At 55.6% G+C, this 26414-nt stretch carries 34 protein-coding genes and 2 pseudogenes; 26 read left to right on the top strand and 10 right to left on the bottom strand.

Annotated features, from left to right (window positions below):
* Positions 1-28 precede the first annotated feature (28 nt).
* From Q9J79_RS10435 to Q9J79_RS04280, 11 genes and pseudogenes are all read left to right on the top strand, one after another.
* Positions 29-430, top strand: a pseudogene (locus tag Q9J79_RS10435) (tail fiber protein); the annotation flags it as partial.
* Positions 431-514: 84 nt separating this feature from the next.
* Positions 515-2152: pseudogene (locus Q9J79_RS04325) on the top strand (pyocin knob domain-containing protein); the annotation flags it as partial.
* A gap of 35 nt (positions 2153-2187) precedes the next feature.
* Positions 2188-2787: an HI_1402-related protein gene (locus Q9J79_RS04320; RefSeq protein WP_304717633.1), complete on the top strand. Its 600-nt coding sequence runs from the start codon at positions 2188-2190 to the stop codon at positions 2785-2787.
* Positions 2766-3062, top strand: coding sequence for a DNA helicase UvrD (locus tag Q9J79_RS04315; RefSeq protein ID WP_301911834.1), 297 nt, complete (start codon positions 2766-2768; stop codon positions 3060-3062). Before Q9J79_RS04320 ends, Q9J79_RS04315 begins: the two co-directional genes overlap by 22 nt.
* Complete coding sequence (locus Q9J79_RS04310; RefSeq protein ID WP_301911835.1) at positions 3059-3226, top strand: hypothetical protein; 168 nt, start codon at positions 3059-3061, stop codon at positions 3224-3226. The genes Q9J79_RS04315 and Q9J79_RS04310 overlap by 4 nt, the downstream gene beginning before the upstream one ends.
* 62 nt (positions 3227-3288) lie before the next feature.
* Positions 3289-4458, top strand: a complete 1170-nt coding sequence (locus Q9J79_RS04305; RefSeq protein ID WP_301911836.1) for a phage tail sheath subtilisin-like domain-containing protein — start codon at positions 3289-3291, stop codon at positions 4456-4458.
* A 42-nt stretch (positions 4459-4500) separates the two neighbouring features.
* Positions 4501-5007 (top strand): phage major tail tube protein, encoded by a 507-nt coding sequence (locus Q9J79_RS04300; protein WP_101133129.1) that lies wholly within the window; start codon positions 4501-4503, stop codon positions 5005-5007.
* 47 nt (positions 5008-5054) lie between these two features.
* Positions 5055-5414, top strand: coding sequence for a hypothetical protein (locus tag Q9J79_RS04295; RefSeq protein ID WP_061371010.1), 360 nt, complete (start codon positions 5055-5057; stop codon positions 5412-5414).
* A 266-nt stretch (positions 5415-5680) separates the two neighbouring features.
* Positions 5681-8410: a phage tail tape measure protein gene (locus Q9J79_RS04290; protein ID WP_304717632.1), complete on the top strand. Its 2730-nt coding sequence runs from the start codon at positions 5681-5683 to the stop codon at positions 8408-8410.
* A gap of 39 nt (positions 8411-8449) precedes the next feature.
* A complete protein-coding gene (locus Q9J79_RS04285) occupies positions 8450-8896 on the top strand; it encodes a phage tail protein (RefSeq protein ID WP_301911838.1) in 447 nt (148 codons plus the stop codon).
* Positions 8856-10151: a contractile injection system protein, VgrG/Pvc8 family gene (locus Q9J79_RS04280; protein ID WP_304717631.1), complete on the top strand. Its 1296-nt coding sequence runs from the start codon at positions 8856-8858 to the stop codon at positions 10149-10151. The genes Q9J79_RS04285 and Q9J79_RS04280 overlap by 41 nt, the downstream gene beginning before the upstream one ends.
* Positions 10152-10262: 111 nt before the next feature.
* Here the strand turns inward: Q9J79_RS04280 and Q9J79_RS04275 are convergent, their stop codons facing one another.
* The 6 genes from Q9J79_RS04275 to Q9J79_RS04250 form a co-directional block, all read right to left on the bottom strand.
* Complete coding sequence (locus Q9J79_RS04275; protein WP_021439734.1) at positions 10263-10433, bottom strand: hypothetical protein; 171 nt, start codon at positions 10431-10433, stop codon at positions 10263-10265.
* Between the two features lie 336 nt (positions 10434-10769).
* A complete protein-coding gene (locus Q9J79_RS04270) occupies positions 10770-10979 on the bottom strand; it encodes a helix-turn-helix domain-containing protein (protein ID WP_301911840.1) in 210 nt (69 codons plus the stop codon).
* The gene (acrIIC2, locus tag Q9J79_RS04265) at positions 10972-11343 is read right to left on the bottom strand and encodes an anti-CRISPR protein AcrIIC2 (protein WP_301911841.1); all 372 of its coding nucleotides are present in this window, start codon (positions 11341-11343) and stop codon (positions 10972-10974) included. The genes Q9J79_RS04270 and acrIIC2 overlap by 8 nt, the downstream gene beginning before the upstream one ends.
* A gap of 45 nt (positions 11344-11388) precedes the next feature.
* Complete coding sequence (gene acrIIC3 / locus Q9J79_RS04260) at positions 11389-11739, bottom strand: anti-CRISPR protein AcrIIC3 (RefSeq protein ID WP_301911842.1); 351 nt, start codon at positions 11737-11739, stop codon at positions 11389-11391.
* Positions 11740-11928: 189 nt separating this feature from the next.
* Entirely contained in the window at positions 11929-12726 is a 798-nt protein-coding gene (locus Q9J79_RS04255; protein ID WP_301911843.1) for a hypothetical protein, read from the bottom strand.
* A gap of 59 nt (positions 12727-12785) precedes the next feature.
* Positions 12786-13463, bottom strand: coding sequence for a LexA family transcriptional regulator (locus Q9J79_RS04250; protein ID WP_041266413.1), 678 nt, complete (start codon positions 13461-13463; stop codon positions 12786-12788).
* 133 nt (positions 13464-13596) lie between these two features.
* Here Q9J79_RS04250 and Q9J79_RS04245 point away from each other — a divergent pair, with 133 nt between their 5' ends.
* On the top strand, positions 13597-13788 hold the full coding sequence (locus Q9J79_RS04245) for a Cro/CI family transcriptional regulator (RefSeq protein ID WP_301911844.1): 192 nt from the start codon (positions 13597-13599) through the stop codon (positions 13786-13788).
* Positions 13789-13909: 121 nt separating this feature from the next.
* On the opposite strand, the gene Q9J79_RS04240 is transcribed toward Q9J79_RS04245, so the two are convergent.
* Both Q9J79_RS04240 and Q9J79_RS04235 read right to left on the bottom strand, forming a co-directional pair.
* Positions 13910-14236, bottom strand: coding sequence for a hypothetical protein (locus Q9J79_RS04240; RefSeq protein ID WP_301911845.1), 327 nt, complete (start codon positions 14234-14236; stop codon positions 13910-13912).
* A gap of 205 nt (positions 14237-14441) precedes the next feature.
* On the bottom strand, positions 14442-14684 hold the full coding sequence (locus Q9J79_RS04235) for a hypothetical protein (protein WP_061376024.1): 243 nt from the start codon (positions 14682-14684) through the stop codon (positions 14442-14444).
* 86 nt (positions 14685-14770) lie between these two features.
* On the opposite strand from Q9J79_RS04235, the gene Q9J79_RS04230 reads away from it, so the two are divergent.
* The 11 genes from Q9J79_RS04230 (at position 14771) to Q9J79_RS04180 (ending at position 20636) form a co-directional block, all read left to right on the top strand.
* Positions 14771-15196 carry a hypothetical protein gene (locus Q9J79_RS04230; RefSeq protein WP_301911846.1) on the top strand — a complete coding sequence of 142 codons (426 nt, stop codon included), beginning with the start codon at positions 14771-14773 and terminating at the stop codon, positions 15194-15196.
* Positions 15197-15322: 126 nt separating this feature from the next.
* Positions 15323-15514 carry a hypothetical protein gene (locus Q9J79_RS04225; RefSeq protein ID WP_301911847.1) on the top strand — a complete coding sequence of 64 codons (192 nt, stop codon included), beginning with the start codon at positions 15323-15325 and terminating at the stop codon, positions 15512-15514.
* Entirely contained in the window at positions 15511-15813 is a 303-nt protein-coding gene (locus Q9J79_RS04220) for an ogr/Delta-like zinc finger family protein (protein ID WP_301911848.1), read from the top strand. Before Q9J79_RS04225 ends, Q9J79_RS04220 begins: the two co-directional genes overlap by 4 nt.
* Positions 15814-15838: 25 nt before the next feature.
* Positions 15839-16258: a hypothetical protein gene (locus Q9J79_RS04215; RefSeq protein ID WP_101133113.1), complete on the top strand. Its 420-nt coding sequence runs from the start codon at positions 15839-15841 to the stop codon at positions 16256-16258.
* A 42-nt stretch (positions 16259-16300) separates the two neighbouring features.
* A complete protein-coding gene (locus Q9J79_RS04210) occupies positions 16301-16525 on the top strand; it encodes a hypothetical protein (RefSeq protein WP_301911849.1) in 225 nt (74 codons plus the stop codon).
* A gap of 18 nt (positions 16526-16543) precedes the next feature.
* Positions 16544-18907 (top strand): replication endonuclease, encoded by a 2364-nt coding sequence (locus Q9J79_RS04205; RefSeq protein WP_301911850.1) that lies wholly within the window; start codon positions 16544-16546, stop codon positions 18905-18907.
* Positions 18908-18967: 60 nt separating this feature from the next.
* Positions 18968-19540 carry a hypothetical protein gene (locus tag Q9J79_RS04200; RefSeq protein ID WP_301911851.1) on the top strand — a complete coding sequence of 191 codons (573 nt, stop codon included), beginning with the start codon at positions 18968-18970 and terminating at the stop codon, positions 19538-19540.
* Entirely contained in the window at positions 19537-19746 is a 210-nt protein-coding gene (locus Q9J79_RS04195) for a helix-turn-helix transcriptional regulator (RefSeq protein WP_061371026.1), read from the top strand. Before Q9J79_RS04200 ends, Q9J79_RS04195 begins: the two co-directional genes overlap by 4 nt.
* Positions 19747-19765: 19 nt before the next feature.
* Positions 19766-20194 carry a DUF3310 domain-containing protein gene (locus tag Q9J79_RS04190; RefSeq protein ID WP_301911852.1) on the top strand — a complete coding sequence of 143 codons (429 nt, stop codon included), beginning with the start codon at positions 19766-19768 and terminating at the stop codon, positions 20192-20194.
* A gap of 4 nt (positions 20195-20198) precedes the next feature.
* A complete protein-coding gene (locus Q9J79_RS04185) occupies positions 20199-20348 on the top strand; it encodes a hypothetical protein (protein WP_301911853.1) in 150 nt (49 codons plus the stop codon).
* Positions 20349-20369: 21 nt separating this feature from the next.
* A complete protein-coding gene (locus tag Q9J79_RS04180) occupies positions 20370-20636 on the top strand; it encodes a hypothetical protein (RefSeq protein ID WP_301911854.1) in 267 nt (88 codons plus the stop codon).
* A gap of 72 nt (positions 20637-20708) precedes the next feature.
* On the opposite strand, the gene Q9J79_RS04175 is transcribed toward Q9J79_RS04180, so the two are convergent.
* Both Q9J79_RS04175 and Q9J79_RS04170 read right to left on the bottom strand, forming a co-directional pair.
* The gene (locus Q9J79_RS04175) at positions 20709-21716 is read right to left on the bottom strand and encodes a phage portal protein (protein ID WP_304717629.1); all 1008 of its coding nucleotides are present in this window, start codon (positions 21714-21716) and stop codon (positions 20709-20711) included.
* A gap of 30 nt (positions 21717-21746) precedes the next feature.
* The gene (locus Q9J79_RS04170; protein ID WP_304717628.1) at positions 21747-23579 is read right to left on the bottom strand and encodes a terminase large subunit domain-containing protein; all 1833 of its coding nucleotides are present in this window, start codon (positions 23577-23579) and stop codon (positions 21747-21749) included.
* Positions 23580-23722: 143 nt separating this feature from the next.
* Here Q9J79_RS04170 and Q9J79_RS04165 point away from each other — a divergent pair, with 143 nt between their 5' ends.
* The 3 genes from Q9J79_RS04165 to gpM all read left to right on the top strand — a co-directional run bounded on the left by Q9J79_RS04165 (position 23723) and on the right by gpM (position 26295).
* Positions 23723-24541, top strand: a complete 819-nt coding sequence (locus Q9J79_RS04165; protein ID WP_301911857.1) for a GPO family capsid scaffolding protein — start codon at positions 23723-23725, stop codon at positions 24539-24541.
* 19 nt (positions 24542-24560) lie between these two features.
* The gene (locus Q9J79_RS04160) at positions 24561-25568 is read left to right on the top strand and encodes a phage major capsid protein, P2 family (RefSeq protein ID WP_301911858.1); all 1008 of its coding nucleotides are present in this window, start codon (positions 24561-24563) and stop codon (positions 25566-25568) included.
* A gap of 67 nt (positions 25569-25635) precedes the next feature.
* Positions 25636-26295 (top strand): phage terminase small subunit, encoded by a 660-nt coding sequence (gene gpM, locus Q9J79_RS04155; protein ID WP_301911859.1) that lies wholly within the window; start codon positions 25636-25638, stop codon positions 26293-26295.
* Positions 26296-26414: the final 119 nt, after the last annotated feature.

Here is a 26414-nt window from a genome sequence, read left to right as displayed (position 1 = left end):
TTAAGACCCAAGCAAAGGAACCACCAAAATGGCAAATGCCGTAGAGCAAAACCAATTCGACCAAGAAGTGCGCTTACTTGAGCCAGGCGACAAAGTTGTCGGCGGCGTGGCCGCGCCCATCAACCAGCCGCTCCAAGCCCTCGCCAACCGCACCATCTGGCTCAAAAAACGAACCGAAGCCCTTCAGACGGCAACAGAAGGCAAAGCAGCAGCAGACACCGCCGTCAACGCAGGCGACGGACTGACAGGCGGCGGCAGCCTTGCCCAAAGCAGCACCATCGCACTGGGCACGCCCGGGCAAATCACCGCGACAAGCCAAAACGCCGTCCAAGAAAACAGCCACACCCACGCCATCGACACCGCCCGCACCGACCGCCCCGGCATCGTTCAGCTCGACAATACCATAAGCGACGCGGAAGACACCGCCGCCACCCCCAAAGCCGTCAAAGTGGCCTACGACAAAGCCGTAGCAGGCACCGCGACCGCCAACCTCAAAGTCTCCCTCTCCGGCGACCAAACCGTCAACGGACAAAAAACCTTTACCGCCGCAACCCAATTCCAAAACGGCATCCATTTGTCCGCCAACCAGACGCACTGGAACGGCGGCTACAAAGCCTACATCGGCGCGGATGCCGACAACGCCCACATCGTCTTCGGCGACAACACCCTGCGCATGCACGGCGCAAACAACCGCATTTCCTACAACAACCACGACATCTTCCACGCCGCCAACAAACCGCGTTTTGCCGAAGACATCGAAGGCAAACCGAACACGCTGTCCGGATACGGCATCGGCAATTTCAAAGTAGAAACCTTCCGGGGCGATTTGAACACCCTCAAAACAGACGGCGTCTATTCCCTGCCGACGGCGGTCGGCAGCTCCAACCTGCCCGTTGAAAACACCTCCTGCCATATCCAAGTCATCGCCGGAACGCAACCCGGCTGGTGCAGGCAGTTGGGCTATCCCGCCTACACGTCCGACGTGTACGAACGCCACCAGGTAAGCAGCGCGAACGACGACTGGAGCGCGTGGAAAAAACTCAATTCGGATGGCATCCCCGTCGGCGCGATCGTATCCTTTCCCAAAGCCGTCCAAAACCCCGCAGGCTATCTCAAAGCCAACGGCACGACCTTTGCGCAAAACACCTTCCCCGACCTTTACCGCGCCCTGGGCAACAGCAACCGCCTGCCCGATTTAAGCCGTACCGACATCGGCATGACCGCGTGGTTTCCGTCCGAACAAATCCCGACCGGCTGGCTGGCGTTCGACGAAATCGCCGACCGTGTAACCGAATCGGCGTATCCCGAACTTTACCGCCTGCTGGCCGAAAAATACGGCAGCATTGCCAACGTCCCCAAAGCCGCCGACCGCTTTATCCGCAACGCGGGCAACGGCCTGGCAGTCGGACAGGTGCAGGAAGACGCAATCCGCAACATTACCGGCAAAATCGACAGTGGCAAAAACGGCGCACTGCAATTGTTCGACCACATCGAGCCGACGGGCGCGTTTGGCGTGGAAAAATCATGGAAACAGTGGACAGCCGATGGTAGCGGCGGAGGCGATAATCTACCGTCCGCCCTCACATTCGACGCATCCAACGTCGTCCCTACCGCCGACGAAAACCGCCCCAAAGCCTTGGTTTTAAAACTGTGCATCAAAGCCGCCGACACCTTGGGCGAAGCCGTGTTCTGGATAAAGTCCCACGGCGAAACCATCAACGCAGGCGCGCTGGACGCAGGCACGCTGGCGCAAAACCTCCAAGACAAAGCCGACCGCGCCCACACCCACACCCCCGCCCAAATCCCGGGCTTCGACACCGCCGTCGCCCAAGCCGTGAACGGCATATTAACCGGCAACGCCGACGAAAACGGCTGGCTCAAACTGCCCGGCGGCATCCTCATCCAATGGGGCAAGGCGGCGATCGAAGGCGTGCACCGCCAAAAAGACATCCACTTCCCCATCGCCTTTCGGGAAATTTATTCAATCGCAAGTTCCGCCTATTTCCCCAATGCCAACTACTGGGGCAACATGGCGGGCAGCGTTGTGATTCGCTCCTACGCCAAGAATAAATTCGCCGCCCAAGTCAGCTCGTGCTACGAAGGAAACGGCGGGCGCGACACCTGCATCTTATGGTTTGCCGTAGGCAAAGCCGCCTGACCGCCGACCAACCGACAGAAAGAACAAACATGACGATTTATTTTAAAGACCAAGCCTTTTACGACTGCGACACCCCCGACCAAGCCCCCGAGGGCGCGCGCCCCATTACGCCCGAACAACACGCCGAGCTGCTCGCCGCCCTCAATTCCGGCTGCATCGTGTCCGACGATCTGACCGTTTCCCCGCCGCGCCCGTCCGATTACCACGAATGGGACGGAAAAAAATGGAAAATCAGCAAAGACGCCGCCGCCGCCCGTTTCGGCAAACAAAAAAACGCCTTGGCATTCCGTCTCGCGGCAAAGGCGGACGAACTCAAAAACAGTCTCTTGGCGGGCTATCCCCAAGTGGAAATCGACAGCTTTTACAGGCAGGAAAAAGAAGCCCTCGCCCGGCAGGCGGACAACAACGCCCCGACCCCGATGCTGGCGCAAATCGCCGCCGCAAGGGGCGTGGAATTGGACGTTTTGATTGAAAAGGTTGTCGAAAAATCTGCCCGCCTGGCCGTTGCCGTCGGCGCGGTTATCGGAAAGCGGCAGCAGCTCGAAGACAAATTGAACACCATCAAAACCGCGCCCGGATTGGACGCGCTGGAAAAGGAAATCGAAGAATGGACACTAAACATCGGCTGAAAAAATACGGTTACCACCTGTTGGTAGCCATCGACCAACTGTTCAACGCCCTAACCGGCGGCGCGGCGGACGAAACCCTGTCAAGCCGCACCTATCGCGGCGCGCGGCTCGCCCAAAAGCCCAAAACCCGCTGGAAGGTTTTATATACCCTGATCAACGGCGTATTTTTCGACCGCCACCACTGCCGACAGGCGTATATCAGCGAACTGAAAGGCAGGCAGCACGACGCGCGGTTCAACCAAAGCCGCGCCGCCAATGAAAGGGATACGCAATGAACCCTTATCAGTTCTACCAAAACCAAATCGAAGAATGGGAACGCGTCCGTCGCCGTGCGTCAGAAACCGCCGACCTCGTCCAGTTTGAACTGGCAGGGCGGGAAATCGCCAACTACCGCGAAATGCAAAAGCGGTACGCGCCTGAAAACCCCAATCAGAAATAAAAGCCCTTGCCCGTCCACCCCCGCCTTTTGACAATAACCCCAAACAGCAAAGGAAAACCCCAATGACCGCACAACGTATGCACGGCGTAACCGCCAAAGAATTCACACGCGGCGCGCGCCCCATTTCCGACATCGCCGCCAACATCATCGGCATCGTCGCCACCGCCGAGGACGCGGACGCGGCAACGTTCCCGACCGGAAAGCCGGTTTACAGCAATTCCGCCGCTTCCCTCTTGGAAAAAGCCGGCACGAAAGGCACGCTCGCCAAAACCTTAACCGCCATTACAGACCAAGGGGACGCGCAAATCGTCGTCGTCCGCGCCGAAAGCAACACCAAGGAAGCGGAACAGAAAACCGCCGTGATCGAAGCCTGCAAAACCCTTGCCAAAGCGCAGGCGCACACGGGCTTCAAGCCCAAAATCCTGGGCGCGCCCGAATTGGACGACGCGGACGTTACCGCCGCCCTTGCCGTTGCCGCCAACGCCTTGGACGGCTTCGTGTACGCCTCGGCAGGCGGCGCGGAAGACATTACGACCCTGAAGCAGTACCGCGCCGGTTTCGGGCAGAAAAATTTGATGCTGGTTGACAACGAATTTACCGCCTACCAAAAAGGCACGGCGCAAACCGCCTCCACCATCGGCCGCATCCTGGGCGCGCGCGCGATGCTGGATGCCGCCGCCGGACCGCACAAATCCATTTCAAACGCCGAAATCCAAGGCGTGTCCGCGCTGAAATACCCGCGCAGCTTCGGTTTGCTCGACATCAACAGCGAAGCGAACACCATCAACAACGCCGACATTACCACCCTCATCCGCGAGAACGGTTTCCGCGTATGGGGCAACCGCACCTGTTCCGCCGACCCCGTCTGGGCGTTCGAGCCGACCGTCCGCGTCGCCTCCATCATCAAAGAAACCATCGCGCAAAGTTTCTTATGGGCGATGGACAAGCCCATGCACCCGTCCTTGATGATCGACATCATCAACGGTATCAATGCCAAGCTGGCGGAAAAAGTCTATCAAGGCTGGCTGCTCGGGGCGCAGGTATTCATCGACCCGCGCAAAGTGGAAAAATCGCGCGTCGGCAACGGCATCTTTGCCTTTGACTATGAATTTACCGTCGCGCCGCCGTTGGAAAACATCGAACTGAACCAGTACGTTTCCGACCGCTTCATTGTGAACCTGACCGACCGCGTGATCGAGTTCGCAAGCAACCTCAAACCGACCACCGTTTAAAGAAACGCCGGGCAACACGCCCGGCATCGAAAGGATGAACAAATGCAATTACCCCGCATTTTAAAAGGCTTCAACGTCTTCGCCGACGGCCTGAATAAAGACGGCGTGTTGATGAGTGTCAAACGCCCCGACATCAAATTCAAAACGGAAGACTACACGCCCGGCGGCAGTATGGGCGAATTTACCGTTATTCACGGCTTGGAAAAATTAGAGCTTGAATTGACAAGCAAGGGATTCGACGCGGAACTCTTCGCCGGAATCAGCCATAAAATCAACGGCAACCTCCTCCGCTACCAAGGCGCGCTGCACAAAGAAGACGAAGAAGCCTACCAAACCCTCACGGGCGAGGCGCGCGGCCGCATCATCGAAACCACCCGCAACGAAGACAAAGCAGGCGAAGGCGGCGAGCAAACCTTCAAATTCGCCCTGACCTATTGGAAAGAAACCTTAGACGGCAAAACCATCATCGAAGCCGACTTCATGGCCAACCGCCTCATCATCGGCGGCAAAGACATCCGCGCCGGACTCCGCGCCGCATTGGGTTTGTAAACAAAGGCGGCATCGCGCCGCCGAATTTTTAGGACAGAAAGAAACAAATGAAGCAAGAACCGCAAATCAAAATCAACGCCGACGACACCCTGACCGTAACCCTTTCAGACGGCACGGCATACGTTTTACGCGAGCCGCTGGCCAAAGATATGGCGGGGCTGGGGCAGGATTTGATTAAAATCAAACACACCGAGACCGTGCAAAAAATCTTGGCCAAAATCAGCACCCCAAAAATCGGGATGGCGCAATACGGAGTGTTGAATATGGCCGACACGCAGGCACTGAATGCCGCCATTGATTTTTTTTCCGCGCCGCCTTCGGCGAGAACCGAGATTCAGGAAGCCTTCGAGGCTTTGGGCTATACCGAAAATGCCGATACGCCGCCGACACCTTCGCCCGCCTCTTAAACGAAGCCCCCGACATCTGGACGGCGGCAGACGGCGACCCCCTGCCTGCCTACCCCATAGACGACGCGCTCGCCTTATGCGCCCTCACATTTAAAGGCGGCATCGGCTGGTTTGCCGGATTAAACCTGTACGACCTCAACCGCTGGACGGAAAAGGCGGCCGAAATCAGCCGCGCCCGGCAGGAAGCCGCCGCCACCTGAAACAATGCCGTCTGAAACCTTCAGGCGGCATTTTTGCCGCCAAGCCGCACCGCACGGAAAAAACCGATGACATCCAAAACCATCAGCATCATATTAAAAGCCGCCGACAAAGCCAGCGCAGAATTTCAGCGTATCGGCAAAGCCGCCTCCGTGTTGGGCGGCGACATCGCCAAAGCGGAAAAAGAACAAACCCGCCTCAACAAAGCCATCAACGACACCAAGCGGCTGCAAGGCTACCGGAACAACCTTGCCGCCACCGCCCAAAAGCTGGCGGAAAACCGCGCCCGCCAAAAAGAACTGTTGGCGGAAATGAAAAAGGGCGGCGGCGCGACCAAGCAGCAGACGCAGGAAATGAACAAGCTCGCCCGCGAAGCGAAAAACCTAGAGAAAACGCAGGCGCGGCAAACCAAGACTGCCGCCCGGCTGGCGAAAGAAATGAAAGCCGCAGGAACGTCCACCGTTAAGCTGGGCGACAGCCAAAAAGATTTAAAAACCAAGCTGGAAAAAGTCAACGGCATTTTAGAGAAACAAAAGAAAATCCTAGCCGCCCGCAACAGGGCGGCCGCCGAAAAAGCCAAAATGGGCGACGCGGCGACACGCTCGGCAACGATGATGTACACCGCCCGGGGCATCGCCGACACTACGCGCAACGTGTTGTCCGCCCCCGTTGCCGCCTATGCCCAAAGCGAAACCGCCTCCACCGACCTCCGCGCCGCGATGATGGACAGCTCGGGCAAAGTCGGGGCGGATTACCAAAGAATCGACGAACTTGCCACAAGGCTGGGCGACAAGCTCCCCGGCACGACCGCCGATTTTAAAAACCTCATGACCATGCTCATGCGGCAGGGCATATCCGCCAAGGCGGTTTTGGGCGGTACGGGCGAAGCCGCCGCGCTGTTGGCGGTACAGCTCAAGAAAACGCCGGAAGAAGCCGCCGAAATGGCCGCCAAGCTGCAAGATGCGACGCGCGGGACGGAAAAAGAGATGGTTGCCATCATGGACCAAGTGCAGCGGCTTTACTATCTTGGCGTGGACGACGGCAACATTTTAGGCGCGTTTTCCACCGTCGCCCCCGCGCTGGATTTGATGAAAGTCAGCGGCGAAGAAGCCATGAAGACCATGGGGCCGCTGATTGCCATGCTCGACCAGTCGGGCATGACGGGCGAAAAGGCGGGTAACGCCCTGCGTAAAGTCTTCGACCGCTCGTTGAGCGTGGACAAATTCGAGAAACTCAAAAAGCGGACGGGCATATCGCTGGACTTTACAGACGGCAAAGGCAATTTTGCCGGGCTGGACAAAGCCTTTGACGAACTGGCGAAGCTGAAAAACCTGACCGATGTGCAGCTCAAACAGGTATTGGGCAAGGTATGGGGCGACGATTCCGAAACCATAGGCGCATTGACCACCATGATTCGCAAAGGAAAAAAGGGTTACGAAGAATACGCCAAAAAAATGCAGGCCCAAGCCAGCCTCAACCAACGCGTCAACGACCAACTGGGCACGCTCGCCAACCTTTGGGACGCGGCAAGCGGCACGTTTACCAACTTTTTGGCTAAAATGGGCGAATCCGTCGCCCCCCAACTGAAAGAACTGACCAAATGGATAGGCGGCATCAACGAAAAACTAAGCGATTGGGCCGCCAAAAACCCCCAAACCGCCGCCGCCATCATGAAAACCGTCGCCGTTGCGGGCGTGTTTCTGACCGCCGTCGTCGGCATCGGCGCGGCCTTGTCCGCCGTCCTCGTCCCCATCGCCTTGTCGAAATTCGCCTTTTTCAGCCTGTTCGGAGGAATGGGCAAAGCCGCAGGCGGCGTGTTGGGCTTGGCGGGAACGCTGCTGAAGCTGGGCGGCTCGTTGGCGGCGTTCGGCGCGAAAGCCTTGGTTTTTTTGGCTACCAACCCATTCGGCTGGGCCATCCTCGCCGTCGGCGCGCTCGTGATGCTTTGGCGCAATTGGGACACGGTAAAATCCGCCTTAATTTCCGGCTGGGAATGGATACAAAAAACCTTTGAGGAAAACCCGATTTTAAACATCGTCATCCCCTTTATCGGCTTGGCGCGCCTGATTGCGAACAACTGGGGAACAATCGCCGGATTCTTCTCCGGGCTTTGGGACGATATAAAGGCGGTATGGAACGCGGGCGCGGACTATGTCGGCGGCGTTATCACGCGCATCGGCGCGCGCTTTTCGGCAGGGTTGGCCGTCATCGGCGGCTACATCCGCGCCCTGCCGCTGGTGCAATGGTTTTCGGGCAAATTCGGCGCGGTTTTGAATTTTCTTCAAGGGTTGGGCGCACGCTTCTTGGAAGCGGGCAAAAACCTGATTCAAAGCCTCATCGACGGCTTTACCTCGAAATTGGCCTATTTGCGCGAAAAAATAGGCGCACTCGGCAGCTACATCGGGCGGGGCATCAACATTGTCGGCGATATTGCAAGCGGCAAAGGCTTCTCCTCCGGCGGCTACACCGGCGCGGGCGGCGTACACGAAGCGGCGGGCATCGTCCACAAGGGCGAAGTCGTCTTCAGCCAGCGCGACGTGGCGCGTTTCGGCGGCTGGCAGGCAGTGGAAAAAATCCGCAAATCCGGCATCGCCCCCGCCGCCGCGCCCGCAACGCCGCGAACCGCGCCAGCAAGGCTTCAGACGGCATCCGCGCCCGCCGCCGGAATGACCGTCAACATTACCGTCAACGGCGGCAGCGGCAGCCCCGCCGAAATCGCCCGCGAAATCGCGCGCCAACTCAAACAAACCGCCGACCAAGCCGCCCGCCGCGCCCGCAGCGCGTTTAAAGACAGATAACCGCCGCCGCTTCAGGCGGAACGAGTGCAAGGAAAACAAATGCTCGCCATATTGGGATTTTTCCCGTTTATCACAAAAACCGTCCCCTTCCAAAGCGTCAGCCGCCAAAGCGGCTGGCGGCATCCGACCCACAACGCCGTCGGCGGCATCCCGCCCGCGCAATACACCGGCCCGGAAGCCGACACCCTGACCATTTCCGCCGAACTCCGCCCCGAAATCACAGGCGGCGACGCGTCTTTGGCCGACTTGTACGCAATGGCGGAAACGGGCAAGCCTCACAACCTCATATGGGGGACGGGCGAAGTAATGGGCGCGTATGTCATTACATCCATCAAAACCGAAAAATCCCAGTTGATGCACGACGGCAAAGCCCGCGCCATCAATTTCACGATGGACTTGCAAAAAGCCGCCGACCAACCGATGGGCTTGAAAGGCAAAGCCCTGTTTGCCGCCGCCGGACTCGTCCGCCGCCTCTCCGGCATCTGACAAGGGGGCGGAAGTGGACATTTTAAAAACAGCCGAAACCATCAAAGACGGCGCGGCAGGGATTTACAACCGCCTCTCCGCCATCGCCGCCGGCGGCAGCCTGACCCCCGCCGCCCGCCTGACCATAGACGGAAAGCCGTTCGGCACGGACGCGCAAAGCCGTATCATCTCCATCAACCTGACCGACAAAAGCGGCTTTGAAGCCGACGAGCTGACCGTTACCCTGTCCGACCACGACGGCCGCCTCGCCTTTCCGCCCATATCCGCCGAAATCCGCCTATTCCTCGGCTACAAAGAGACCGGGCTCGTTGACAAAGGCAGCTACAAAATAACCGAGCTGTCGTGGGCGGGCGCGCCCGACACCCTGACCCTTACCGCGCTCGCGGCCGACGTGTCCGACAAATTCAGCGAAGCGCGCGAACGAAGCTGGCACAAAACCGATTTAAAAAAAATCATCGAAACCATCGCCGCCGAACACGGCTACATCCCCATCGTCGGCAAAGCCTGGCAAAACGAAAAAATCGACCACGCCGACCAAAGCAACGAATCCAACGCCGCCTTTTTAAGCCGCTTGGCAGAACGTTACGACGCAATCGCCACCGTGAAAAACGGCCGCCTTTTGTTCGTCTCCGCAGGCGAAGCCGCCACCGCCGACGGCAAGCCGCTTCCCGTCGTCCGCATCGTCCGCCAAAGCGGCGACAGCTACAGCTTCAAGCAGACCGACACCGAAAGCTACAACGGCGTTCGCGCCTACTACATCGACCGCAAAACCAACAAAAAACACGAAATCGTCATAACCGAAGACAATTACGACCCAATCAGAAAAACCGTAACCAAAACATACAGATACAAAACCAAGCGCAAAGACGGCAAAACCCACAAAACCACGGTAAAAGAAATCAAAGAAACCAAAAAAGCCGACATAAGCGGCAAAAAAATCAAAACCTTGCGCCACACCTACCAAAGCCCCAAAACCGCCGCCACAGGCGCGCGCGCCGCCTTTAAAAAACTCAAGCGCGGCGCGCTCGAGTTTGAAATCACACTCGCCGCCGGCCGCCCCGACATCGCCCCCGAAAGCCCCGTTATTTTGAAAGGCTTCAAAGCCGAAATCGACGCGGAAAAATGGGTAGGCGCGGAAGCCGCCCACACCCTGGACAGCGGCGGCTACACCACCGCCGTCAAGCTGAAAAGCAAAATCGAAATCGAAGCCGCGCAGTACGAGGGCGAAGTCCGAGCCCAAACCGCCGGACGGTAAAAATGCCGTACCCTGCGGGCAGGCATCGGCGCGCCGGTTTTCAGTTGTTGCATTTTTTGCAACAGCAGCCGCAAAAAAAGCCGCCAAGTTTGCGGCTTGGCGGCGGTCGGGCTATTTTTGCATCTCTTCGCGGATTTTCTCCTTAACCCATTGGGAAAAGTTAACTTTATCTACAAAATCCAATAACTCTTGTTCGGTATCGCGGTTAAATGAAACGCCGCGATGCGCCCGCTTTTCCTTTTCGTATCTCTTTTTTGATTCGGCTATTTTGTCTTCTTCCATGGGTATGCTCCTTGATTTTTTATCGGATTGCGTTAAAATAGCAGCAGGTTTGAATCGGAAGGGGCGCGGTGTTCTGCCACCCCTTTGTTTAAAAGCTATTTTCTAATTACATTCTTGAGCAGTTGCAATTAGAAGAATAATCAGCAATATAAACAATTTCCAATTCATTTTGCTGCTCCTTTCCATTCAGACTTAACTTGCCCCGATTGGTTGCCGCCTTTCGGGGCTAAGTGCTTTCTGAATGGTTGTATTATATTTCGTTGTTACGAAAAAGTCAAGCCTTTCCTCCAATAAAATCAAAGAAAAATGCCGTCTGAACCTTTCAGACGGCATTGTTTATAGCTTCCTCACATATTCCAGCAAAATCAGCCAGCGCGTATGAGGCATATCGGAATGAGTTTTCAAACTCATCGCCGCCTCCCATTTTTGGGCTGTCGACAAGGTTGCGCCCGTAATACTGGCAACCTGCTTTTGCGTCAGCCCGTACTTTTGCCGCACCGCCTTCAAATTGGCGGGCGTGTATCCCAATTCGGGCCTGTCAATCATCAAAATCCCCCAAATCCGCCGCATCTTCGTTCAGCATCAAATCATCTGCCGCGATTCGATCGCAGGCGGCTTTCAACTGCTCAAGCCATTCCTCCATGTTTTCAGGTTTGTTCTTGTCCAACATGATAAAGTCAGACAGCCACAACCCTATGCGCGAATCATAGGCAAGGCGGCGCGGTTCACCGATTTGTCCCAATTCCCCGTTAACAGGTTTTGCAGGCATTTCGCCTGTGAAATTGTCGTCAAACGACTTACGCGCCAAGAATCGGGGGTAGCGTGTATGCACCACAAATTCGTCATTCTCGCCCCGCGCTTCGCCGTGAATAATTGGTGGGTACTTTTTGAAGATATTGTTTTTGCTCATTTTAAACCTTTCAAAAAAGCCGCCATATTTCAGGCGGCTTGTGTCTTAAATTTTAAAAATCTCTTTGCCGTTTGCTGCTGCCAAGAAGTCTTTTTGTTTCAGGGGCAGGCTGTTGTATTCGCTTTCTTCAATTTCCCATGCGTCGATGCTGATTCCGGCGCAGCTTTCGGCAAAGGCTTTCAGTTTTTCCAGAAATTCAGCCATCGCGGGCGATTCGTCGTTGAACAAGAAAGCGCGGTATTGGCCGTCAAGCGATGCGTTGGTGGCTTTGGCTTTCAAGTGTTCGTTGATGATAGAAACTTCAGAATTAATAATTTTGGCTAATCGGCATTTTTCAGTTTGAGAAACTGTTTCCAAGCCGTTGAAAGAAGTGAAGATGATGGCGCGTTTGAACATTTTGAAATCCTTTCGTTTATCCCTGAATCCGTCAAGGTATCGGTGGCAGGCTTGTTGTCTGCCGATGTGTGTATATTACATCAACAAATGATGTAATGCAAACACTTTTTCAAACAAAAAAAACGGCAAATTTAATAACCATTTGAAACCAAAGGTAATTAATTTACCGTTTATTTAATAGGATTAAATCTATTCTTTCACGTCAACGGTAAACATAAAAGGCATTCCCGGCGTGAGGGCAACACCATACTCGAAGCCGTCTTTCACAAAAGAATCTTTGGCTTGTTCTTCAGGGTTCTTCGAAAATTCTTCTACCAATTTTGTGGCCATTTTTAAAATCTTCGCGCCGGTTTCCTTACTTTCCCTGCTGCCGTCGGCAATAGGTGCCGTCTGAATGGCGATAGATTTGGCAAACAATGCCAGCAAATCGATGGCTTCGCTGCCTTCGGCAGGCGTGGCAAGCACAATTATTCCGCGCGGGTTGTTGTTTTCAGGATTCGCCGAAATCAGAATGCTGATATTTTTAGAAGCGTCAAATTGGTAAGTGAAATTAACGGAGTCCTTATCTCCCCAAGGCTTGGCGGTTTTAGGGATAGGCTTGGTTTCAGGTTTGTCCAATAGTGCCATCTGCCGGTTGATCCGCTGACGCAGTTCTTCAAAGCTGATGGGCATGTCTTTACGGGTTTCGTCTTGAGCCGTTTTCGCCTTCGCCGCCGCCTGAACGTTTTCAGGTTGGGAAGCCGCCGACTCGGGCTTGGCTGAAACAGTTTCAGCCTGTCCGCTTCCGGGATTGTCGGCGGCGATTATTCCGACGCCCAACATAAATAAAAACATCCCGACAACCATTGCTGCCGCGAAGTGGCGGCGCGTTTTGATTTTTCCGGTTTTCCTATCGCGCATCAATTTTGGCGAGATAACGCCGAAAAATCCGCCGAATGATGCCAAACAGCCTAACAAAACCAAAACACCGGCAAAAAGCATAACCATATTAAATCCTGTTAATTAATCTGAATCACGCCGCCGGGCGGCGGCCATAAGTTCCAATCTCACACCCTCTCGCCCGCCAAACGGTACACGACCCTGCCGCACACCTTGACCGCCGCCCAATCGTCGGGCGGCAGGTATTCCGCGTTGTAATTGCGGTTGTCGCTGATCACGTTCATGCCGCCGCGCACCGACGATTGCAGCCGCTTCACGCGCAGCTCCCCGGCGGCGGCGAAGACGTACACACCCTCGCCGTTGTAGAAGTCGGCGGCGGTATCGACAAATAAAAAATCGCCGTGGTTGAACGTGGGCGACATCGAATCGCCCTTTACCGAAATCAGCTTGACCGCCTTGCCCGTGCCGCCCAAATGCTCGCGCACCCAGTGTTCGGAAAACACAAGGCGGGAAAGCGGCTCGGGGAAGTCGTCGTTAAAGTAACCCACGCCCGCCGCCGCTTGGACGTTTAAAAGCTCGAACGCGATACCGTCGGCAATGCCGTCTGAAAGCCTATCAAGTACGGTTTGATTTTTGTATTTTTCACCGTACCCGTCAGCCAACCAACGAGGGGAAAAATTCGTTTTTTTTTCAAATGCAACAAGGGGTTTCCGTCCTAGTCCGGTTTGACCGTTAAACCACTGCCCGACCAACCCTTTAGAGACACCGGCGAAGTCTGCCAGTTCTTGTTGGGTGCTCAAGTTGTATTCAGACATCAACGCCTGAAGCCTCTCTTTTAACGCCATTTTTATATTCCAAATAAAAATATTTAATAAAAACAGTGTCTGTTTAAGATTCTAAACTAAAAATAGTATAGTTTACTTGACAGATACTAAACTAAATCGGTATAGTATTCTAAACTTTGGAAAAGAGAGACAGATGAAAAAGGAAGAGCAAATAAAATTTATCCAATTGCTAGGCGGAGTTTCTGCCGTGGCAGATGTATGTGGAATAACGCGTGGGGCGGTTTCCCAATGGCAAAAAAACGGGATACCTAAAGCGCAAATGAACTTTTTAAAAGTCAAGTTTCCTAATCAATATAAACAAATTTCAGACGGCATCCGCCGTTAAACCAAACGGAGCAGGACAATGACAGCAATGAAAAAAGACGGCGAAGTCGTCGCCGTCAGTGTGAAAGAGTTTGTTTATGTCGCGAAATATGTTGCCGCCGCAACCAAACGGGGCGCGCGATTTAACACTCTTCTTCAGGAGATTCGGGAATGGGGGCAATCCCTGCCGCGCCTGCCTGAAACATCAGGTCGTAGCCGTCGCGGGGTTGTCCGTCGCCGATAAGTTCTTCGAAACCGGCTTCCACCATGTCGGAAATCAGGCTCATGTATTCGCGCAAACCTTCGCAGCGGATAACGCGGTAGGGCTCGCCGTTGTGCAGCACCGCCGCCGTCATGATGTTGCCGCCGCCACCGAACGGGCTTTGGATAAGGGCAATGATTTTTAAAACGGTTTCGTCCCATTCGGGAAGACGGTCGGTTTGAATGTTTTTTAATAACGAAGTTTCCATATTGGCTTTCCGTTAAATAGTTGTGTAGGAACTTTTATTTTAACGGAACTCCGACAAAGCGGATAGACGCTTGACCCGCCGGACAGTCGGCATAAGACAAATTTCAGACGGCATCCGCCGTTAAACCCGAACAAGGAGCAAAAGATGACAGCAGTCAATAAAAAACCGCCCGCACAAGGCGGACGGTTGAAAAAATGGAAAACGGCTATTGCAAATTGGGCGGCATATCGGCTGCTTCTGATCTTACACCGAACTTACTTTGCAGATGCTCAACAGCCCGAAGCATTTGTTGTGTCGCCTGCTGAGAAAGTTGAATCTCCATCGCCAAGCCCCCACCGCCCGCAACAAATTGATAGCAGGTTAAAGATATTGTTTTTGACTCCTCGTCATAACGGACATTCAGCGGCGAATCAACGGGTAGCCGAATAGTTTGTTTAACCTCTTCCATATTTTTCCTTTCGTTAAGTGATTAATGCAAATCAAATTATAACGGGGAAAATTTAAACCAACTAATCCTAAATAAGGAGCAGAAAAATGAAAGAAATGAAAAAAACCGCACGAAGCGGGCAGATGGAAAAGGCGTTAAAGGCGTTTGCCGAAACCGCCGAACCGCTGACTATTGAAGAGCTTGCGGCGGCGGGGGCGAAGCCCGACACGGACGTGGAAAAAGCCGCCCGGGACTTGGAAAAAGCCGCGCGCCGCGCCTATGTCCGCACCAAGAAAGACCGCAAATACGGCTGCCTGTTCAATGACGACCTCCAAGAGCTGAAAGACCTTGCCGCCGAATTGGCAAAAATGCCCGACCGCCCCGTTGAAGAAATCGCCGTCCGCGTTCAGGCATTGGAAAGGCAGTTGCGCTATATCAACCGCCTCAAATACGGCAAAAACCTTCGCACCATCGCCGGCGAAGTGGCAACCAGGGCGGGTTATGCCGTCGTATCGAAAACAATTAATCGCTAGAAATTTCAAATTTACCTTTTTGTTGCCGCGCTTCAAGTCCGCGCTTTACGGCATCGGCAATGGCAAAGCGGAAAGACGCTTGACCCGCCGGACAGACGGCAAACACAAAAGCAAGGAGCAATAAAAATGGTTGTGAATGAATTGATTATCGAAAAAACGGGCGAGCGCGTCCGCCTGACCGACGGCGAAGCCGAGGCATTCCGCAGCGGCCGCCCCTTGAGGCGGTATGCCGACATCAAGGTAACGGCGACCTACCGCCGCCAAGACGGCGGGATGAGTATTTACGCCAGCCGCACGGCACTAAAGGGGAATCGATGAACCGCAGGAGTATCACCAAGGCGGAGCGCGGCAATATGCGCGTGCAAATCAACTGCCCCTGTTGCGGCAGCAGATGCAAGGTTACGGCAAGCCGCAGAATGACCGACCGCAGCCGACACAGTTCCGTCCAGTGTCTCAATTCGGCGTGTGGCTGGACGGGCATAGCGGCAACGGAAGTCATCCGCACCGTGTCGCCGCCATCGCCGATGTATCAAGACCCCGCGCTGATTCCGCCGGCCATGTCGGCGGAGGAAATCACCGCCCACGAAGGCGGGTCGGAGCAAAAAGAACTGATTTAAAAAGATTTTTTCTGAAGGAATGGCGATGAATATACCAAGCTGGAAGGTTTGTCCGCAGACCGTCAGGTTTTACAAGACCAAGGCGCAGGCGAAGGCGATGTGGGGCATAGGCAAAAGCCTTGCCCGCGCGATGGATGCGAAACGGCGCAAAAAGCCGCTTGCCGCCGCGCCCGATTCTGAAGAAGCCGCAGCCGCGCCGCGCCTGTTGGACGCGCACCAAGCCGACGCGCTTTTAAAACGGCAGGCTTTGCTGGCTGAAATCCGCAAAATCAAAACGGAATTAAACCGGCAAAACGTGGTGTTCGATCTTGGGTTGCCGCCCGTTTTGCTTTACGAGGCAGACGCGCAGGTGGCGCGCATCGACGACCTCATCCGCGCCGCGCAATCCGCCGCCCGCCGAAACGGCACAACGCCGGTTATTGAAAAAATCAACCCGTCAATCTAAGCAAACCAACCGACAAAAAACCAACCGACAGAGGTTTAAAAAATGTATATCCGACTTCGTTATTTCATTCTCGTCGCACTCGTACTCGCCGCGCATTGGTTGATGACCGACGCGACGGAGGCGCAGGCGCAGGCGCAAAACCGCGAGCCGCAGACGCTGACCGAAATCGTCAACGAAGTGGACGCCAAATGGGGCGAGCCGGGCTTCGACTACACGCGCGGCGACGCGGAAATCCCCGATGTTTCCGTTTGCGAATCTTTGAGATAACGGACAAGGCGGCGTGAAATGGCGGCAACGGCATCAAACCTGACAGACACGGCAACGGCGCGCGAATACGCGGCGGGCGCGTGGCTGCTCGTTCCGCTCGACTTGCAAGCCAAAGCCGCCGGATTGGGCGGCAGCGCAATGGCGCACGCCCGCGCGATGTTCGAGGGCGACGTGGTGCGTTATTGCGCCCGCCGCGCCGCCGCCAAAGCCCGCGAAGCCGCCGAGGCGAACCTGTCGGTTTTGCTCGGCGTATTGCAAAGCCTGCCCGCCGCCGTCCGCGACACGGGCATCAATGCGACGGAAGAGGACATCCGCGCCCTTGCGGCCGCCGCCGCCGAAGAGATGCGCTTTAAAAACCGCATCGGCTGGAACGTGGAATCTTTAGCGGGGTATGCGGCGGAAGAATACGGCATCAATGCCGAAAAAATATTTAAAGGCATCGAAGAAGAAGGCATCGGATACCGCCTGAAAGATGAAAAATTTTGGCGCGGACAGCTTCGCCGCATATTCGCCCGCGCCGCCGAACGCTACCGCCGCGAGGCGGGCTTCGTGTCCCGCCAATCGGGGCTTTACGCATCCGACGACGCGGTAAAACGCCGCCGCCGTCAAAAACGGCGCAACGCGGCAATGCTGCAAACCATGACGGCAATAAACGAATTGGGGCAAGAGTTCACACTGGAAGAATTGGGCGCGAAGAGCGTGTCAAACCCCGCGCTGAAACGCGCCGAATTGATGGTGCGGATACGCGGTTTTGAAGAAATCGCGCGGCTGAAAGGACACGGCGGCGAGTTTTTCACGATGACCTGCCCGTCGCGTATGCACAAAATGCACCATTACGGCAAGCCGAACGAAAAATTTAGCGGCGAAACGCCGTCTGAAGCGCAGGCGTATATGAATAAGGTATGGGCGCGCATCCGCGCCGAATTGAAAAAGGCGGGCATCCGAGTTTACGGATTCCGCGTCGCCGAGCCGCACCACGACGGCACGCCGCACTGGCACGGGCTGCTGTTTATGGAAGAGCGGCACCGGCTGGCATTCCGCCGCACCGTTGCCAAACACGCCTGCCGCGAAGACCGCGAAGAATTGGGGCTTAAATATTTTGCTACAAAAAAAGAGGCAATGGGCGAAGCCAGGCGCGTACAGGCGCGAATCCGCGCGGAAAAGGGCAAAGCCCAGACGCTGGCGGCCATCGCCGCAACCCTGAAAACCGAGGCGCGGTTTTGGGAAAACAAGCATTTTAAATTTTGGCGGCAATCGCCCGCCCGCGCCCGTGTGGACTTTGAAGCCATCAACTGGGCGCGCGGCACGGCGGCGGGCTACATCGCGAAATATATCGCAAAAAACATCGACGGCCGCGACCAATTCGGGCAAAGCCTGGGCGCGGACTATGAATCGGACGCATTGATGGGCATGACCGAAACCTCGGAGCGCGTGGACGCGTGGGCATCGCACCACGGCATCCGCCAGTTCCAACAAATCGGCGGCGTACCCGTAACCTTGTGGCGGGAATTGCGCCGCATCGCGCCGGATGCGTCCGACGACCTTTTAATGCTGGCGCAACACGCCGCCGACATGGGCGACTGGGCGCGCTTTACCATCCTTTTGGGCGGGGAAGCCGCTTCGCGCGAAGACTGCCGCCTAGGCTTGTACAAAGAAGAAGGCGCACTGCCCAACCGGTACGGTGAGACGAAGCAGCCGCACATTATGGGCGTTTACGAAAAAGAAACCGGCCGCGTCGGTATTTCACGCGTGCATTCGTGGACGCTCAAACTGAAAAACGGCGGCAACGCCGCCGCTCGGACTTGTGTCAATAACTGTAGAAAATCGGAATTTCCCGCCAAGCCTGCTCAATTTTTAGGCAGTCAACCCCCTGCTAAAACAGTACAAGACATTGAAAAAGCTGAAGTTTCTGAATGGTTGATGTGGAAACGCGGCATCGGCGTGCGCGTGCAATCGGCGGTCTATGCGGTTTTAGACGGCATCAGCGCGGAAATGCGGCAGGAGTACGAGAAGGATATGGCCGACATCCGAACCATCGAAGAGTTGGCCTATATGTCGGACGAAACGCGGCGGAAATTTGAAGCGGCGGCGGCAAAAACCGCGCGGATCGAAGAAGAAAAACGGCAGAAAGACCGCAAAACCCGCGAATATTTATCAAAACTGGACGCGATGCGCATCGGTTTGCGTTCCGCCCTGACCCCGCCCGCGCCGAAATTTGACGCGAAGGCAATCAGGGCGCGCGACGAAGCCGTCCGCCGCTCGCTGACCGTACGCTACACCCCGCCGCAATACGACACCGCCGAGAGCCTGCTGAAAAGCGCGCGCCGGGCGCGTCGGGAAGCCGCAAAACAGATGGCGCGGCTGTATGCTGCCCAATCGTAAGCAAGTTATACACAAGTTATTAACAGTTTACCCAAAAGAAGCAAATTCCAAGGAGCGAAAATGGCAACAAACAAAAAACCCCGGAAAAAATACCGCCCGCGTCGGCTTTTACTGTCCGGCTACGGGGACAGGGCGGTCGAGTTCGCGGCCAAGGCGGCGAGCAACGAACCGCTGGGCGCGGCCGATATTGCGGCAATCACGCGGCCGATAGTGCGCTTTATCGTCAAACTCAAAGCTGGGGAGGCGGAGCATACGGATTTTTATTCCTCATGCGCGGCGCATTACCTTTACGCCGGATTGCTGGCCGTGCTGAAGAAAACACCGATTAAGGCAGATGCGGAAACCGAACTCAAGGCTAGGTTGGAGTTTGATATTTTGTACGAAATAGCCGCCGGCAAAACGCCCGACATTTTGGGCGGCATGAAGATGCGCGCCGAATCGCGCGGCCGCTGGGTAGCGACGGGCGACGAGCTGAAACACTTGGACGACACTTTGGAGAATTTCCGCGCCGTGTTGGGCATTGCGAGCTGGCAGCACTACATCCAAGCCTTTAAAGAGACCGAGCCGGTTTTAAATGCCGAAATACATAAGCAAAACCGTATTTTTTACGCAAAACAAAAGGAGGCGGCATGAGTTACACGGAACGCGCGTTAAGGGTTAAAGAGGTAGCCGAAAAATTGGGCGTGAGCGAGAACTTCGTGTGGGCAAAAACCGACCGGGGCAACGTCCGCCACGACCCGACATTCCCCCGGCCGTTTAAATTAAGCGGCAACGCCACGGCGTGGCTGGAGTCGGAAATCGACACGTGGATATTAGAAAAAAGCCGCGTCAGGCTTTAAACCGAAAGGAAATAAAAAAATGACCGAAAACATCAACCCGAAACATTACAAAAACCGCGCCTTCGAGTGCATCGAATTTACGCAGTACCTCAATTTCAACCTCGGCAACGCCTTCAAATACATCTGGCGGCACAAGGAAAAAGGCGGCCGCGAAGACTTGGAAAAGGCGGTTTGGTACTTGGAGCGGCAGCGCGATGATGCGCCGAAGTTCAAGAAAATCAGATACCGCCGCTATCTCAAAATAATTGATGATTTGTATGATTGCGAGTTTGACAACGAGATACGGGTCGCGCTGGTAGGCGTTTTATTTATCGGATTGTACGGCAATAACCGCGACAGTGAAGACTATTTCGCGGGGGTAATCACCCGCGTCAAAACCTTGCTGAACAAAATGCCGTCTGAAAACCCGATGCCGTCTGAAAACACCCCAAACCCCGAAAGGAAATAAAACAATGGATACCCTGTTAAGCATCATCATCGCGCTGTCGTTCGGAGGTGCGGCGACTTTGGCGATATGGCTGTTGGTAGAAGCTGCCGATGCGGTTTTGCGCCGCAAGCGCGACGGCAAAGACGACGACGGCGACTTGGGATTCGGCATTTGAAAAAACGAAAGGCAGACTAAAATGGCGGAAAAAATCGAAACGCGTATCTGCAAAACCTGCGGCGAAACCAAGCCGTTGGAGGGGTTTAACGCCGTCCGGAACAAGGGCGTGAAAACCTATTATTACAGCTTGTGCAAAACCTGCCGCAACAGGGAAGTCAAACAAAAGCGTATGGAAAAACGCGCGGCGGCGGAAATCATCGAACGTGCGTCCCGATCGGCGAACATCCGCTCCGCACACGCCGCCTGCCCGATATTGGGCACGGGCTTGTGGACGCAATCGGCATAACCGCCGCCGCGTTAAAAATGCCGTCTGAAGGCTTCAGAGTGTGAAGCCTTCAGGCGGCATTTTTTCAGGCGTTTACACCGCCGCCAAGGCATAGGGTTTGAACCTGAACACTTCCGCGCCCGCCGCGTCGTTGGCTTCCAAAAACGCCGCCTGTATCGGGCCTATTTCGTTTGCGGCGAATACTTCCGCCGCCGTCCGCGCATCGCCCAAACCGCCCGCCGCCGTGGGTACAACCCCCATTAGGGAGGGCGGTACGCGGTGCACCGTCAGCATATCTTGGGCGGTAACGTTTTTAATGTTCAAAAACTCGTCTTTGGCGGCGACTTCTGAAATCGGGATTAACTTGATGCCGTCCTTGTCGCCGTTGGGGGAGCGCAAGAAAACATTTTTAAAATTGCCCTCTCGCTGCGCCTTTTTAAACTGGCTTTTGAGGTTGTCCCAATCGGGCTGGTTGATGTTGTTGTCCGTTGCGTAAATGATAAATCCCGCGTGGGAGCCGTTGTCGTAATAACGCCGCCGGAACGTCGTTGCCGACCGGTTGAGTTGCGCGCTGCCCAAACCCGCCAAATAGTCGGGAATGCCGTACACTTCCTGCACCAAATCGGGCTGCATCAAATGGACGACATCGGCGGCGGGGATAAAGTCGGCGGTTTCAAAAACGCGCGAACGAAGGTAAAAATAACCGTCTTTGCCCGCCCCCGGCGACGCGCGGCGCATATAGGCGGCAAGGCGGTTTTTAAACGCGGTAATCCCGCCCAGGCGGTTGCGCTCGGCGGCAAGGTAGCCGTTGCCCGTTACCAGGTAATTAAACGCCAGTTTTTTAAATTCCGCCCGCGAAAGCAGCGCGGTAGGCTCGAACGTGGAACTCAAGACATTGAGTTTGCAATGCAATGCCGAGGCGTGGTGGATACCCACGCGCAACAGCCCGATTAAATCTTCCTGATTCACGGGCGGCTCGTAATAGCGGCCGTTGTCGGCGCATTCCCACGCCGTCCCCAACCAAGTCAGCGGCTCGTCGCCGCCCCATCCGAAAACTTCCACATCCGTCGCGCCGGAATTGGCTGCATTTTTCCGCTTCATTGTAAAAATCCTTTAAAAACAAAAATATATTTAGGAATCAATTTCAAACTGCCCGCCGACGATGTTGTCCAAAGGTTCTTGGTAAAACAACATCATTGCCGCCCACGCCAAATCGCCGTGGCTGGCCGTTTTCGACCGCACGGATTCATAAGTGATATTGCGGCCGCTGGCCGTTACCGAACGGCGCACCGACAAAAACGCCATTTGCAAATCAATATTGCCCGCGTCCCATTTGATGCGCTTGTTTTTCAGCAGGTTTTGCGTTTTCAAAACCATCATCCCCTTAATGTCGGGCGTGTACGTCATCCCGATAACGGGCGGGTAGAATTTCCGCACCAAATCAAAAACCGCCGCGCCGATGCCGTTTGCGTCAATCACGATTTTAGAAACATTGTAGCGTTCCGTGATTTTCCGGATATTGGCGGCTTGCGATTCAAAATCCGTCCCCGGAATCAGCGCGGTTTCCAAAATATAAAACGGCTCGCCGTTGTTTTGCGGCGGCACGGCGACCACCAGGCCCGACGCGTCCGCCGTGTAGCTCGGGTCGTATCCGACCCAAACGGGCAGATTGCCCGCCGGCCGCGCCCGTTCCGGCTTGTACCAAGCCCAATCCCACGACTCTTCGCCGCACGCCTGCAATTCCGCAAAGCCGAACACGCCTTCGCCGTCCGGCATAAACTGGCACTCAAATAGCTGGGCGAATTTGTCGGGCGAATTGCGCTGCCGCAAATAGTCAATGTCGAACAAATCGCAACCCGCCGCCTGCGCGTCGTGTATCGTTACGATTTGCCGCCATTGCGCGTCTGCGTCCAAACGCCCCCTTTTCAGCGCGGCGTGGCTCAAATCAAGCGTAATGTGTTCTTTCGGCGGCCGCCCTTCGTTGAACATCGCGCCCGACCAAAAGCCGTAAGCGGGATGCCCTTCACTCGAGGGCGTGGAAAAATAGGTGGTTTTCAAATGCTTCTGGCTCGCCATCGGTTCGGCCAAAGCCTGCAAGCGTTCAAAATCGGGAATCCAAAAATACTCATCCACATACAAATTGCCGTTGCGGCCTTGCGCCGTACGCGAATTTGTCCCCAAAAAATGCAATTCCGCGCCGTTGTGCAAACTGATCACATCGCCGCCTTTTAACTCTACATCGACCATACGGCAAAGGTTGAGGATGTATTGGCGGAACTGGTACGCCTGGGCGCGGGAGGCGGATAAGAATATCGAATTGATGCCGGTTTTCAGGCTGTTTAAAAACGCTTCCCGCGCAAAATAAAAAGTCGCCCCGATTTGCCGGCTTTTTAAAATATTGCGGAAACGCTGCTGTCGGTAAGCCTCGCCCCAATACTTTTGATAATCAAAGCTCTGCTCGTTGAAAATCTCAATCATCCGCTGCTGCTGCTCGGGCGCGATGTAGTTCTTGGGCGGCTTTTCGACGGCGCGGGCGCGTCCGGTGCGCTCCGTCCGTCCTTTGCGTTCGCGCGACGGGCTGTCTATCGTCGGCACACTGTCAAACGGCGGCTTGTCCGCGCCTGCAAAACGGTTGTCGGGTTTCGGTGCGCGCGCGGCTTCAGACGGCATTTTGTCCGTTGCCGCAATCAGCGCGGAGAGCTGCCGCATTTCTTTGTAAACGCCGTCCGACTTGGCGGGCAGGTTGACCAACTGGATAAGCCGTGCCTCAACCGACGCGGCGACGCGCTGCATCGGCGAGCCGCCGTCCCAATTCCCCCGCTGCTTCCACGAATGGACAGTGGCGGGCTTGATGCCCAAATGGCGGGCGATTGCGGTAATTTTCCAACCTTGCCAGTAAAGCGCGCGCGCCGAAAGGCGCGGATCGATATTCTGGGCAATTTCTACATCTTGGCGGGCGTTCATATCTCAAAAATCAAAAGGCGATTACCCGATTTTCGGGCAAATCCGCCGCGCCGTCCCCTTTTACCGACTTAAAAACAACAGCCAAAGCCGCCCGCGCTTGCCGTATCGGGGCAAAGTGCAAAAATAAGCCGACAAAACACCAAATGGCTAAAAAAATGGACAAAAACGCATCCCAAAACTTCAGCGGCCGATGGTTTTGCATCGGCACATCGGGTCCGACCGCCGACGGCCGCAACATCAATGCGGAAGACCTGATTGCCGCCGCCGAAAGCTACGACCCCAAAATCTACGGCGCGCGCATCAACCTCGAGCACTATCGCCCCTATTCCCCGAAAAACGATTATTCGGGGCTGGGCGACGTGTTGGAGCTGAAGGCGGAAACAAAAGGCGGCATCACGCGCCTGTTTGCCCGCATCGACCCGACCGAAAAAATGGCGCAATACATCAAAGACCGCGAAAAGGTTTACACATCGATGGAACTGATGAAGCCGTTTGCCGGCACGGGCAAAGCCTACCTTGTCGGCTTGGCGATGACCGACTCGCCCGCGTCTTTGGGAACGACGATGCTCAAATTCCGACAGCTGCACCCCGACGACCCGAACTACACCTCGAAATACCAAGCCATGGAGACGGAAAACGCTATGCAAACCGACAAAACCGCACAAACCGCGCCGGAAAACGAGAAAAAAGGCTTTTTTGCGGCACTGTTTGAAAAAATGACCGCCAAAAAAGAAGAAGAAGGCGCGCCCGCAACCGCGCCCGAAACCGAAGGCTACGCCGCCCGGCTGGACGCGGCGGAAGGCGAAATTGAAAACGCGGCCAAGGTTGCCGCCAAGCTGGCCGACGACTACGCGGCATTGCGCCAAGAGTTCGACGCGTTCAAGCGCGCCGTGGAATCCGCGCCCGTCAATGCCGCCGCACCGCACACCGGCGCGAATACCGCCGCCGTTTCCGATTTTTGATTAACGAGAAGGCAAGCATATGCACCCGCACATTCAGCAATACATCAACGCCGTTGCCCAAGCCAACGGCACGACAGCCCAAGGCTTGGCGGCCCATTTCAACGTAACGCCCGCCGTTTCGCAAAAAATGCGCGAAGCCGTCCGCCTTGAATCTACATTCCTTCAAAAAATCAACATCGTCAGCAAGCAGGAAATCGCCGGCGCGATTATCGGGCTGGCTACCGGCCTGAACGCTTCGCGCACCGACACCAAAAAGGGCGACGGCACGGTACGCCGCAACCCGAAACCCTACCACAGCCTCACCGGCCGCCAGTACCTTTGCCAAAAAGTCAATTTCGACACCATGGTGGGCTATGACGACATGGATAGCTGGTCGGCTCATCCTGACTATATCAAATTGATTAATAATCAGTTGGTTAAGTCTAAAGCCTTAAGCCTGATTGCCATCGGCTTCAACGGTACGTCCGCCGCCGCCAATTCCGACATTTCCGCCAATCCGCTTTTGCAGGACGTGCAAAAGGGCTGGCTGCAACACCTGCGCGAAAACGCCGCCGCCAACGTCATGGGCAGCGCATCCGCCGCCGTGGAAGTTGGCGAGGGCAAGACCTACACCTCTTTGGACCACTTGGTAACAGACGTTGCCGAAAGCCTCATTGACGAAGAGTTCCACGACCTGCCGGGTATGGCGGTTATCTGCCACCAATCGCTGTTGTCCGAGAAATATTTTGCCGTCATCAAAGAAGCGGGCAGCAAGGCGAGCGAGCTGCGCCCAGCCGACATCATCATGTCGGAGAAACGCTTGGGCGGCCTGCCCGTGGTAACCGCGCCGTATTTCCCGAAAAACACCATTTTGGTAACGCCGCTTAAAAACCTGTCCATCTATTTCCACAAAGGCGGACACCGCCGCAAGCTGGCGGACGAGCCGGAATTCGACCGTATCGCCGACTACCAAAGCGAAAACATCTGCTACGTCGTGGAAGAGTACGGCGCGGCGGCTTTGGTTGAAAACATCAAAATCGCCAAGTAAGGCAAATGCCGTCTGAAACAGCGCGGGACAGCCCGCCGTTTCAGACGGCATCATAAAAGGACAGCATATGACCCCCGCACAAGCACACAAACAACGGATATTGGCGCAACACGCTGCGGAAAGCGGCGAAGACGTGCAGGCCGCCGAGCCTTACCGTCGCCTTGCCGCCGCCCTTGCCGACGACCGCCGCGTCTTGGAACAAATCAAGTCGTTCGCCGACAAGGTGCAAGCCAAGAAAGGGATGGTGCAAAAGTACCTGCCTTGGCTCGAAGACGTGGCGAAGTCGGGCAGGCCGCAAGCCTATGACCCGGTTTTTTCGACCGCCGTCCTGTGGCTGATCGACATCGGCGAACTGGATACCGCCGTCCCCTACGCGCTGTTTGCCATCCGCCACGAAATGACCTTCCGGGACGACTACCGCCGCGACCTGCCCGATTTGCTGATTGAAGAAATCGCGGTGCAGTTCGGCAACGGCGCGGTTTTGAGTGCGGCCAACCATACCGCGCTTTTAGACCTTATCGGCAATGCCGACCCCGAAACGGGTATGCACACCCTGAACCTTTCCGACATCGTCCGCGCCAAGTTTTACAAGGCATCGGGCGAAGCCGCCGAAGCGGACGACGACCTGCCCGCCGCCGCCGCCTTTTACGAATCCGCCTTGAAGTATTCCGAAAAAATCGGCGTGAAATCGCGCCTTTCCGCAATCAGGAAGCAACTTCAGGGCTGACCTTCCCCCTCGGGCCGGGCGCAAGCCTGCGGCAAGTCCCCGCGAAAATGCGGCGGCCTTTCGCCCGCAACGCCTCTGCGCCCCTTATTCCGAAGCCTGCCCGCCGGGCGGGCTTTAAT

This window comes from Neisseria viridiae, from assembly GCF_962747995.1.
Taxonomy (GTDB): domain Bacteria; phylum Pseudomonadota; class Gammaproteobacteria; order Burkholderiales; family Neisseriaceae; genus Neisseria; species Neisseria viridiae.
The sequence above is the reverse complement of the archived record's forward strand: the minus strand, read 5'-3'. Positions and strand labels throughout refer to the sequence as shown.

Coding starts and splice junctions, on each gene's coding strand:
- Q9J79_RS04320 (WP_304717633.1), top strand. CDS start 2,188: ATGACGATTTATTTTAAAGACCAAGCCTTTTACGACTGCGACACCCCC.
- Q9J79_RS04315 (WP_301911834.1), top strand. CDS start 2,766: ATGGACACTAAACATCGGCTGAAAAAATACGGTTACCACCTGTTGGTA.
- Q9J79_RS04310 (WP_301911835.1), top strand. CDS start 3,059: ATGAACCCTTATCAGTTCTACCAAAACCAAATCGAAGAATGGGAACGC.
- Q9J79_RS04305 (WP_301911836.1), top strand. CDS start 3,289: ATGACCGCACAACGTATGCACGGCGTAACCGCCAAAGAATTCACACGC.
- Q9J79_RS04300 (WP_101133129.1), top strand. CDS start 4,501: ATGCAATTACCCCGCATTTTAAAAGGCTTCAACGTCTTCGCCGACGGC.
- Q9J79_RS04295 (WP_061371010.1), top strand. CDS start 5,055: ATGAAGCAAGAACCGCAAATCAAAATCAACGCCGACGACACCCTGACC.
- Q9J79_RS04290 (WP_304717632.1), top strand. CDS start 5,681: ATGACATCCAAAACCATCAGCATCATATTAAAAGCCGCCGACAAAGCC.
- Q9J79_RS04285 (WP_301911838.1), top strand. CDS start 8,450: ATGCTCGCCATATTGGGATTTTTCCCGTTTATCACAAAAACCGTCCCC.
- Q9J79_RS04275 (WP_021439734.1), bottom strand. CDS start 10,433: ATGGAAGAAGACAAAATAGCCGAATCAAAAAAGAGATACGAAAAGGAA.
- Q9J79_RS04270 (WP_301911840.1), bottom strand. CDS start 10,979: ATGATTGACAGGCCCGAATTGGGATACACGCCCGCCAATTTGAAGGCG.
- acrIIC2 (WP_301911841.1), bottom strand. CDS start 11,343: ATGAGCAAAAACAATATCTTCAAAAAGTACCCACCAATTATTCACGGC.
- acrIIC3 (WP_301911842.1), bottom strand. CDS start 11,739: ATGTTCAAACGCGCCATCATCTTCACTTCTTTCAACGGCTTGGAAACA.
- Q9J79_RS04255 (WP_301911843.1), bottom strand. CDS start 12,726: ATGGTTATGCTTTTTGCCGGTGTTTTGGTTTTGTTAGGCTGTTTGGCA.
- Q9J79_RS04250 (WP_041266413.1), bottom strand. CDS start 13,463: ATGGCGTTAAAAGAGAGGCTTCAGGCGTTGATGTCTGAATACAACTTG.
- Q9J79_RS04245 (WP_301911844.1), top strand. CDS start 13,597: ATGAAAAAGGAAGAGCAAATAAAATTTATCCAATTGCTAGGCGGAGTT.
- Q9J79_RS04240 (WP_301911845.1), bottom strand. CDS start 14,236: ATGGAAACTTCGTTATTAAAAAACATTCAAACCGACCGTCTTCCCGAA.
- Q9J79_RS04235 (WP_061376024.1), bottom strand. CDS start 14,684: ATGGAAGAGGTTAAACAAACTATTCGGCTACCCGTTGATTCGCCGCTG.
- Q9J79_RS04230 (WP_301911846.1), top strand. CDS start 14,771: ATGAAAGAAATGAAAAAAACCGCACGAAGCGGGCAGATGGAAAAGGCG.
- Q9J79_RS04225 (WP_301911847.1), top strand. CDS start 15,323: ATGGTTGTGAATGAATTGATTATCGAAAAAACGGGCGAGCGCGTCCGC.
- Q9J79_RS04220 (WP_301911848.1), top strand. CDS start 15,511: ATGAACCGCAGGAGTATCACCAAGGCGGAGCGCGGCAATATGCGCGTG.
- Q9J79_RS04215 (WP_101133113.1), top strand. CDS start 15,839: ATGAATATACCAAGCTGGAAGGTTTGTCCGCAGACCGTCAGGTTTTAC.
- Q9J79_RS04210 (WP_301911849.1), top strand. CDS start 16,301: ATGTATATCCGACTTCGTTATTTCATTCTCGTCGCACTCGTACTCGCC.
- Q9J79_RS04205 (WP_301911850.1), top strand. CDS start 16,544: ATGGCGGCAACGGCATCAAACCTGACAGACACGGCAACGGCGCGCGAA.
- Q9J79_RS04200 (WP_301911851.1), top strand. CDS start 18,968: ATGGCAACAAACAAAAAACCCCGGAAAAAATACCGCCCGCGTCGGCTT.
- Q9J79_RS04195 (WP_061371026.1), top strand. CDS start 19,537: ATGAGTTACACGGAACGCGCGTTAAGGGTTAAAGAGGTAGCCGAAAAA.
- Q9J79_RS04190 (WP_301911852.1), top strand. CDS start 19,766: ATGACCGAAAACATCAACCCGAAACATTACAAAAACCGCGCCTTCGAG.
- Q9J79_RS04185 (WP_301911853.1), top strand. CDS start 20,199: ATGGATACCCTGTTAAGCATCATCATCGCGCTGTCGTTCGGAGGTGCG.
- Q9J79_RS04180 (WP_301911854.1), top strand. CDS start 20,370: ATGGCGGAAAAAATCGAAACGCGTATCTGCAAAACCTGCGGCGAAACC.
- Q9J79_RS04175 (WP_304717629.1), bottom strand. CDS start 21,716: ATGAAGCGGAAAAATGCAGCCAATTCCGGCGCGACGGATGTGGAAGTT.
- Q9J79_RS04170 (WP_304717628.1), bottom strand. CDS start 23,579: ATGAACGCCCGCCAAGATGTAGAAATTGCCCAGAATATCGATCCGCGC.
- Q9J79_RS04165 (WP_301911857.1), top strand. CDS start 23,723: ATGGCTAAAAAAATGGACAAAAACGCATCCCAAAACTTCAGCGGCCGA.
- Q9J79_RS04160 (WP_301911858.1), top strand. CDS start 24,561: ATGCACCCGCACATTCAGCAATACATCAACGCCGTTGCCCAAGCCAAC.
- gpM (WP_301911859.1), top strand. CDS start 25,636: ATGACCCCCGCACAAGCACACAAACAACGGATATTGGCGCAACACGCT.